Origin of the sequence: Vibrio tubiashii ATCC 19109, from assembly GCF_000772105.1 — a bacterium.
GTDB classification, from domain to species: domain Bacteria; phylum Pseudomonadota; class Gammaproteobacteria; order Enterobacterales; family Vibrionaceae; genus Vibrio; species Vibrio tubiashii.
This window is the reverse complement of sequence record NZ_CP009355.1, coordinates 1,758,791-1,766,582: the sequence shown is the minus strand read 5'-3', so window position 1 is coordinate 1,766,582 and position 7,792 is coordinate 1,758,791. Positions and strand designations below refer to the sequence as shown.

Annotated in this window: 8 protein-coding genes; 5 read left to right on the top strand and 3 right to left on the bottom strand. The window is 45.1% G+C overall.

Features of this window, described 5'->3' with window-relative positions; genetic code table 11:
• Entirely contained in the window at positions 1–1,971 is a 1,971-nt protein-coding gene (locus IX91_RS23145; RefSeq protein WP_004746314.1) for a replication initiator protein RctB domain-containing protein, read from the top strand.
• A gap of 438 nt (positions 1,972–2,409) precedes the next feature.
• On the opposite strand, the gene IX91_RS23140 is transcribed toward IX91_RS23145, so the two are convergent.
• The 3 genes from IX91_RS23140 to IX91_RS23130 are packed head-to-tail and all read right to left on the bottom strand — an operon-like array spanning position 2,410 to position 4,660.
• Positions 2,410–2,886 carry a hypothetical protein gene (locus IX91_RS23140; RefSeq protein ID WP_004746313.1) on the bottom strand — a complete coding sequence of 159 codons (477 nt, stop codon included), beginning with the start codon at positions 2,884–2,886 and terminating at the stop codon, positions 2,410–2,412.
• Positions 2,883–3,815 (bottom strand): ATP-binding cassette domain-containing protein, encoded by a 933-nt coding sequence (locus IX91_RS23135; RefSeq protein ID WP_004746311.1) that lies wholly within the window; start codon positions 3,813–3,815, stop codon positions 2,883–2,885. The genes IX91_RS23140 and IX91_RS23135 overlap by 4 nt, the downstream gene beginning before the upstream one ends.
• Complete coding sequence (locus IX91_RS23130; RefSeq protein ID WP_004746310.1) at positions 3,812–4,660, bottom strand: ABC transporter ATP-binding protein; 849 nt, start codon at positions 4,658–4,660, stop codon at positions 3,812–3,814. Before IX91_RS23130 ends, IX91_RS23135 begins: the two co-directional genes overlap by 4 nt.
• A gap of 360 nt (positions 4,661–5,020) precedes the next feature.
• On the opposite strand from IX91_RS23130, the gene IX91_RS23125 reads away from it, so the two are divergent.
• The 4 genes from IX91_RS23125 to IX91_RS23110 all read left to right on the top strand — a co-directional run bounded on the left by IX91_RS23125 (position 5,021) and on the right by IX91_RS23110 (position 7,768).
• A complete protein-coding gene (locus IX91_RS23125; protein ID WP_004746308.1) occupies positions 5,021–5,218 on the top strand; it encodes a PA3496 family putative envelope integrity protein in 198 nt (65 codons plus the stop codon).
• Positions 5,219–5,381: 163 nt separating this feature from the next.
• Complete coding sequence (locus IX91_RS23120) at positions 5,382–5,591, top strand: DUF3283 family protein (protein WP_004746307.1); 210 nt, start codon at positions 5,382–5,384, stop codon at positions 5,589–5,591.
• 92 nt (positions 5,592–5,683) lie between these two features.
• Positions 5,684–6,400: a YebC/PmpR family DNA-binding transcriptional regulator gene (locus IX91_RS23115; RefSeq protein WP_004746305.1), complete on the top strand. Its 717-nt coding sequence runs from the start codon at positions 5,684–5,686 to the stop codon at positions 6,398–6,400.
• A gap of 135 nt (positions 6,401–6,535) precedes the next feature.
• Complete coding sequence (locus IX91_RS23110; RefSeq protein ID WP_236642934.1) at positions 6,536–7,768, top strand: lysozyme inhibitor LprI family protein; 1,233 nt, start codon at positions 6,536–6,538, stop codon at positions 7,766–7,768.
• The last annotated feature ends 24 nt before the right edge of the window (positions 7,769–7,792 follow it).

Sequence of the window (7,792 nt, the reverse complement as noted above, 5' to 3'; positions counted from 1 at the left end):
ATGAGCTCAGACGAAAAACTACTGATCAAAGCGCCAAGAAGCCACAAAGATGGACACTTATTTGAAGTATCTGAAGTTGCTGTTAATTGGATAGAGCAGTATCAACACTTCAAGGGCGTTACCAAAAGTATCGTCGAACTTCTTAATCTTATCTCCCTAAAAGGCTTTAGCAGCAAAGACGGATTAGTTTCAACCACTGAACTGATTGATGCGACTGATGGCCAAGTTACCCGTGCCGCTATCCAGCAAAGGTTACGCGCAGCGGTCAATATTGGTTTGTTTCAACAAGTCCCAGTTCGTTTTGAAGAAGGACTGGCGGGTAAAACCATGCTGCATCGTTTCGTTAACCCTAATCAGCTCATCTCCGTTTTAGGCGCTACAAGCCTGGTTACAGAATCGGTAAAACAAACGGAAAAACAGAAGCGATCAAAAGCTCTGGCGCAAACTCAAGTCAATAAACGCTTGTTGAATGAGCATGGGTTAAACACGCCACCAGCGATGAAAGATGAAGCGGATCAGTTTGTCGTTTCACCAACTAACTGGGCAGGCATCATAGATCAAGCTCTAGCGCCACCACGTACCCGTAAAAGCTACCAAAAGAGCATGGTGTCGATCTCTGGAACACGTGCTGTGATCGAAACACGATCCTCTAAAAATATTATGACGGTTGATGATCTCATGACCTTGTTCGCGCTGTTCACTTTGACGGTGCAATATCATGAGCATCACCAACATCAGTATCAGTTAGATGGTACTCATGTACCGAATAAAACCCCGCTGTACATCACCGATATTCTTTCCCTGCGTGGAAAAAAAGACAGTGGTCCGGCTCGTGATTCTATTCGTGACAGTATTGATCGAATTGAGTTTACTGACTTCCAGTTACACGAGCTTACTGGTCGATGGCTTAGTGAGAACATGCCAGAAGGCTTTAAGAGCGATCGTTTTAGGTTTTTGGCCCGTACCATTACCGCATCGGAAGAAGCCCCTACAGAGGGCGCTGACGGCGAAATTCGCATTAAACCAAACTTATACATCCTAGTTTGGGAACCGTCGTTCTATGAAGAGCTGCTTACGCGCGATTATTTCTTCCTGTTTCCGCCTGAAATTCTAAAGCAGCACACATTAGTGTTTCAGTTGTACAGCTACTTCCGTAGCCGTATGTCTCGCCGTCATTCAGATGTGATGTTACTGAGTGAGTTGAACCAGAAATTGGCGCGAAACATTGAATGGCGTCGCTTCTCGATGGATCTGATCCGCGAGTTGAAGAGGCTAGCTGAAGACAAGGGCACCGAAGATCTGTTTTTGGTCAATCTTTGGGGTTACCACTTAACGATCTCGGCAATGATCGAAGATGGCAAAGTCAAAGATTATCAGTTTGATATCAAGTGTGATGCCGAAGAAGTCTTGCGTTACTCGCGCGCCAGAACCACCAACGCGGGTAAGCGTAATATGGCTCCAACCTTGCCAAACCCGCTTCGTAACGAAATGGTGTCAAAACAGCAGCTTGAAGAGATGTCTCAGATCATCGATGGTGAATTTGAGCCAATCCAACGCAAAGAGCGTTCACCACGCGGTAAGTTAGGCCGTCGTGTTAAGCAGCGTAAGCACCTGGTTGAGATCAATGCGGATGAGATTACCATTACTCTATCCAAATATACCTCCTCAGAGGCTCTAGAACGCTCCATATCGGCTTTAGCTGCTATGACAGGGCATTCCCATAGCTCAATCCAAGAAGAGTGTCTGGAGCTGATTGACAAGCTTGATTACCTACGAGTCGGTCAAGAAGCGATTCCTTATGAGACGCTAAGCAAGATGGTAGAGCTCTACAATGGCCAGAGTGAGAACAAACATTTGTCTATTGAGCGTCTAATTGCGGGCTTGGCTGTGCGTCGTAAAGTATGTAAACAAGTTTTTGAAGGTCACCTAGACGAAACGGTGTTCAGAGCGCTAGATGAGGTGGCAGTTTAAGCCATCAAATAAGGCAAGATATGAAGCCAGCGATTCAAACGCTGGCTTTTTTGTGTTTATTTACGCTGATATACACCTTGTTACATTCTTTGCGCTATTAAACAGAGCTACTACATTCCCCTGACAGTGCACTGACAATGGCTCAGGAGCAGTTGGATAATATTTATCCCGAATAGACAACCTTTTGTCCTTTCTGATGAATGAGGGATAGGATTATCCCTGATAGATTGGCTCATATTGTTACATTCATTCTGAATATTTTGCGAGTTCTCCGAGCTCGCTTTTTTTTGCCTAAAATTCAGCAAATTACCTGATTTCTACGAAACGATGATCAAGGTAATGTCCCTTGATCATCTTTCCGTCATTTGTATTGAATCTATCGTGTGGAGCAGGGAGAGCTCTTACAGAACAGGTATCACTGACTGATGCAGTGAGCGTTTAGTGTTTTACACTCGATATTCCTTGATCATCGTTCCGCGGTTCATTCCAAGCATGGGCTGCCATAAACTGAACATGGGCATCGATCAATTGATGAGATTCTTCCTGCCAGCTGCAATGACTTTGTTGATTGCAGAACTCCAAGCTTAATACTGTCAGGTGCTGCATGCGCTTCATACACCAATCTTTTAGTTCTAGCTCACTGGCCGGATTCGAAACCACATTTTGCAGTTTGCTATAGGCCAGTTGTAGAAACTGGTACGCTTTATCAGGCGCGTCGTAACGAGCATGATTAAAGATACGCAGGCAACCATCTAACCAACAGGCAATCGCCTTACTCTGCTGATCGGAAATTAACGGCCCCCAAATTTGCTCTGGAGGCGACAGGATCAATGATTCAAGATTATTCCCTTGATCATGTTTTCGGTGTTGATACCAGATCCCGATCTGTTCTACCCACGTATCTAATTGACTCATGCTGCCTTAACCCATTGTTTTACAAAGTGATTTGGTCCGACTTGATCAAGCCCATCTTTGACAATCGCACTTTGCTCACGGATCTGATCAGCATCTAAAGAATAGTTTGGTTCATTTTCCACTAATTGACCAAATGGCAGATCGGGATCGGGGACCGCAGAGATCAGTAGTTTGGTGTAAGGATGTTGCGGATCGGTTAAGATCGCTTGAGTATCGCCCCATTCAACAATTTGCCCCTTATACATCACTGCCGTTTCTTCGGCAATGTAGTGTGCGGTCGCAAGGTCGTGGGTAATGTACAAAAAACCAATACCGAGCTCTTTCTTCATTCGTTGCATCAGGTTGAGGACACCGAGACGAATGGAGACATCCAACATTGAGGTTGGCTCATCAGCAAGAATTACCTCAGCGCCTACCGCGAGCGCTCTTGCCAGGTTCACCCTTTGTCTTTGGCCACCGCTTAGTTCATGTGGGTACTTGTCTACTGTATCAGGAGCCAGTTCCACTAACTCGATCAGCTCCTTCAGCCTATCGGGAATATCGGCTTTGTTTGCCACTTGTTTGTGTATCTTCAGTGGACGAGTTAAATGGTGCTCAATGGTTTGGGTTGGATTTAATGAGCCAAATGGGTCTTGAAACACCATTTGCACCTTGCTGCGATAATCTAGCAGCTCTTTCTTACTGGTGATTTCATCGATGTTCTTACCGTTAAACAGGATCTCGCCTGAGGTGGTTGGGTAAACCTTAGTGATCAAGCGTGCGCAAGTACTCTTACCGCAGCCAGACTCTCCAACTAGCGCTAAGGTACGGCCTTTATGCAGGTTGAGGGTTATCCCTTGCAGGGCTTTGAATCGCTCAACAGACGCAAATCCACCACCAATAGTGAACTCTTTAACCACATTGTTAAGTTGAATGATGGGTTGGCTCATGCGAGGGCTCCTTGCTGTTGATGTTTACCTTCGTGAATGTTCGGGAATGAAGCCCACAGTTTTTGTGTATATGGGTGCTGAGGGTTGTTGCGAATTTGCTTAGATTGATTGACCTCGACAATTTCGCCATGGCGCATGATGGCAATGCGATCGCACAATTGGCTCATCAGAGCTAAATCGTGGGTAATAAACAGCACCGAGAATCCAAACTCTTCACGTAGCTGATAGATTTGCTGCAATATTTCGCGCTGGACCACCACATCGAGTGCTGTAGTCGGCTCATCCATAATGATCAGCTTTGGATTGAGTGATAGAGCAATCGCGATGACTAATCTCTGTCTCATACCACCACTGAACTGGTGAGGGTACTCAGTGAGTCGCTCTCGGGGAATGTTGACTAAATCGAGTAGTTTTTCTGCGCGATCTTTGGCTTGTTCCTCACTCATGCCTCTATGGTGGCGCAGTACATCGGCAAATTGCTCTTGAATTGGCAGGACGGGATTAAGTGAGTTCATGGCACTTTGAAAGACCATAGCGATTTCGCTCCAGCGGATAGCGCCGAGATCTTTATCGGATAGCCTAAGTAGGTCTTGCCCCTCGAAATGAATTTCACCGCCAGAGATAAACGCAGGTGGCTTATGTAGACGATTAATTGCAAAAGCGATGGTGCTTTTACCACAACCTGATTCGCCGGCAAGGCCAAATATTTCACCTTTACCAATGTCAAAACTGACTGACTTTACCGCGTTGAAGTCGCCCGTGTCGGTAATGTAGTCGACACATAAATCCCGAATCTTGATGATCGGGTCTGCATGATAGGCATGCGTGCTGGTTAGTTTACTCATAATCTTACTCAAAAACACAAAAGATAATGATTATCATTAACTCTTATTTTTTGAGTGAAAAGAAGTACGATTGAAAACAGTGAAGTGACTCGAAAAATGCGCTCAGAATGTGTTCAGCACTGGGGGTTTGAGAAGAAAACGCTTAAGAAAAAATGAGACCCGGATCGCCTTCATTTCTGTAGGGGTAATCCTTTAAATGTACTGTGCGACAACGGCAGGCGCAAAACTTATTTATACAAAAAACAGTAAGAGTTTCTGAACTATTAGCACAATCACATTATGGAGCTAAAATTCTTAACAAGGGGCGAGAGGTTTTGCTACAGATTACCTGTCCCTAGCATGGTTTGTTCGGAGGTTATTATGTCCATTAATTCTATTGACCATGATGAAATGAGTAAAATTGCTGGCAAGTGGGACTTCACGGAAGAAGTAGAGTCACAAAAGCCGACTAAGGGTGCCAAATCTGCCGAAGCTCGTCGTCGTATCGAAGCATTAAAAGAGATTCGTGAGAGTGGGTTAACTATCGAAGAGGCAAAAGAACTAGGCATTCTGCACTAGTTGTGACACACATATGCGATTACCTAAGGGTGGCACAGGAAAGCCACCCTTTGTTTTTGAGAGTTTTTTGATCTAACCCTTCACTCCCACTGCAATTCCTCGCTACATTCGCTTTGGGTGTGGTATATTCCCTTCCCATATTTTTACAGATTTAAATTTTGCTATGTCGATAAACCTGTCAACTCTCCCTGCAAGCGAAAAAAACAAGATTGAACTTGATAAGCAAGCCTCTTTTTTGGTTTGGAAGCTTCGTGAAGCGAAAGCTGTGCCTGATGAGATTGATCAGGAGGCAGCCAAAATTGTCGATGAAGAAGAAAAGGCTTCATTCCTAGAGTCTGTTGCTAAATATAAGCGAGTAATGGGCGTCGCGTAACGTAACCATTTCCTCTGCAAGGCGAGAAATTGAAATGTGCTCGCTTTTTGCTAAAATCCTTCGCGTTAAATTGAATTAGAGAGAACATCCCGATGGGAAGAAGTTTTGAAGTGCGCAAAGCCTCAATGGCTAAAACTGCAGGCGCAAAAATTAAAGTTTATTCCAAATACGGTAAAGAAATTTACATGTGCGCGAAAAATGGCGGTGCAGACCCAGACATGAACTTGTCTCTTAAGCACCTGATCGCAAAAGCGAAAAAAGACCAAGTTCCTGCGCACGTTATCGAAAAAGCGATCGATAAAGCAACTGGTGGTGGCGGTGAAGATTACGTTCCTGCGCGCTACGAAGGCTTTGGACCTGGCGGCACAAGCGTCATCGTTGATTGTCTAACTGACAACGGTAACCGTACTTTCCAAGATGTACGCCAGTGCTTCGTTAAAACAGGTGCGAAAATTGGTGTTGAAGGTTCTGTTTCACACATGTTTGATCACCAAGCAGTATTCCAGTTCAAAGGCGATGATGATGAGATCATTCTAGAAACGCTGATGATGGAAGACGTAGACGTGACTGACGTTGAACTTGAAGATGGCGTGATTACGGTTTTCGCTCCTCACACTGAGTTCTTCAAAACTAAGACTGCTCTAAACGGTGCGTTCCCAGACCTGACTCTTGATGTAGAAGAGATCACTTTCGTACCTCAAACTCACACGCCAGTTGCGGGTGAAGATGCAGAGAAATTCCAGAAGTTCTTAGACCTTCTTGATGACTGTGATGACGTTCAGCAGGTTTACCACAACGCTGAGCTGTAATCGCTAAGCGCTGAAAATCAGATAAACTAAAAAGGGATCGATTCGATCCCTTTTTTTGTTTGCGCGTGTTAAAAATAGGGCTGATACCAAACTCGAAAGAGTACTCATTCTGCTCACTCTGTTATTGATGGACCAATGATGACCAAATTTACTCCGATTGTATTGGGTTGTAGCTTGGCTTTTTCCGCCGTTTCAACCGAGCTGGATCTCGTGACGAAAGCGCAGCAGCTCTATGAAGCAGGCGATCAAAAACAAGCGCAGACTTTGTTTACTCAGGCAGCTGAGCAGGACAGTGCAGAAGCGCACTTTAGACTTGCTTACCAATACACTTTAACGGATGAAGAGAGTGTCTACCATTTGCAGCAAGCCGCAGTCCATGGTCATCAAGAGGCGCTAAAATACTATCTAGATAAGGTCTTTTTCCGCGCAGGCAGCATTAGAATGTCTGATCCTAAAGCCGCACTAGAGACTTACTATAAAGCCAAACAGAAAAATCCTAGTTTGTCTCTCTATGACGAACAAGAAAAGGTGCAAGTACTGACTTACGCAGCCGAACTCCCCGAGCGTAACCCTGATGCGTTCTTTAAAACTTATCAGGTAGAGGATGAAGATGGAGATTGGCCCTTCTACGATGTATGGGAGTTAGCTGAACAAGCTTCAAAAGAGGGAAGTCAGTTTGGTAAACCCGATCCGGAGCTGGTGTTTTGGTTGATCACGCGTGGTGGTGATGTGCCAGCAGAGCTGTCATTCGCGGTTACTGATTATTATAAGCATTGGAAAAATGATCAAGTGGTGCCTTTTAACCTTTGTCATTACGTGACCAGTGGCGCGGGTGCTGGGTATTGCGCTGATAGGGATGCCGTAGAGCAGGAGAAACGTCGCCAAAGTGAGCTTTCCGCGTTAACGGAAAAACTGCCAGGGGAGAGCCTAGCTCTGTTGAATCTCGCCTATAAAGAGATGGAAGATTATGTCACGCTCAAAGCGCAGCAAGAAGAAATGCATGGTGGTACGGGGCGTACTGCTTGGATAATAGACTCGATTCAGTCGCAGAAGGATCTTTATCTTTCAACGCTAGAGAAAGCCATTCAAGGCGATATAGAGGCAATTTCCACGCCACTCAGTGAAACAGATAGCCAGTTAAATGCGACATACAAAAAGTTAATGAGTGCGCTTAAACTGCCATCTGAAGACTATGCGATGCCAAAACCACAAGCTGATGATGTAAGAGAAGTGCAAAGACAGTGGATTAAACATCGCGATGCGACATGTCGCTTGATCGCGTCAGTCGAGCCACAGTTAAAAGAGCAATGCCTCAACTGGATAACGGCTCAACGAGAGCAAGAGTTGCAAGGTATTATCACGCCATAGTGGTACGAACAAATATGACAAGGG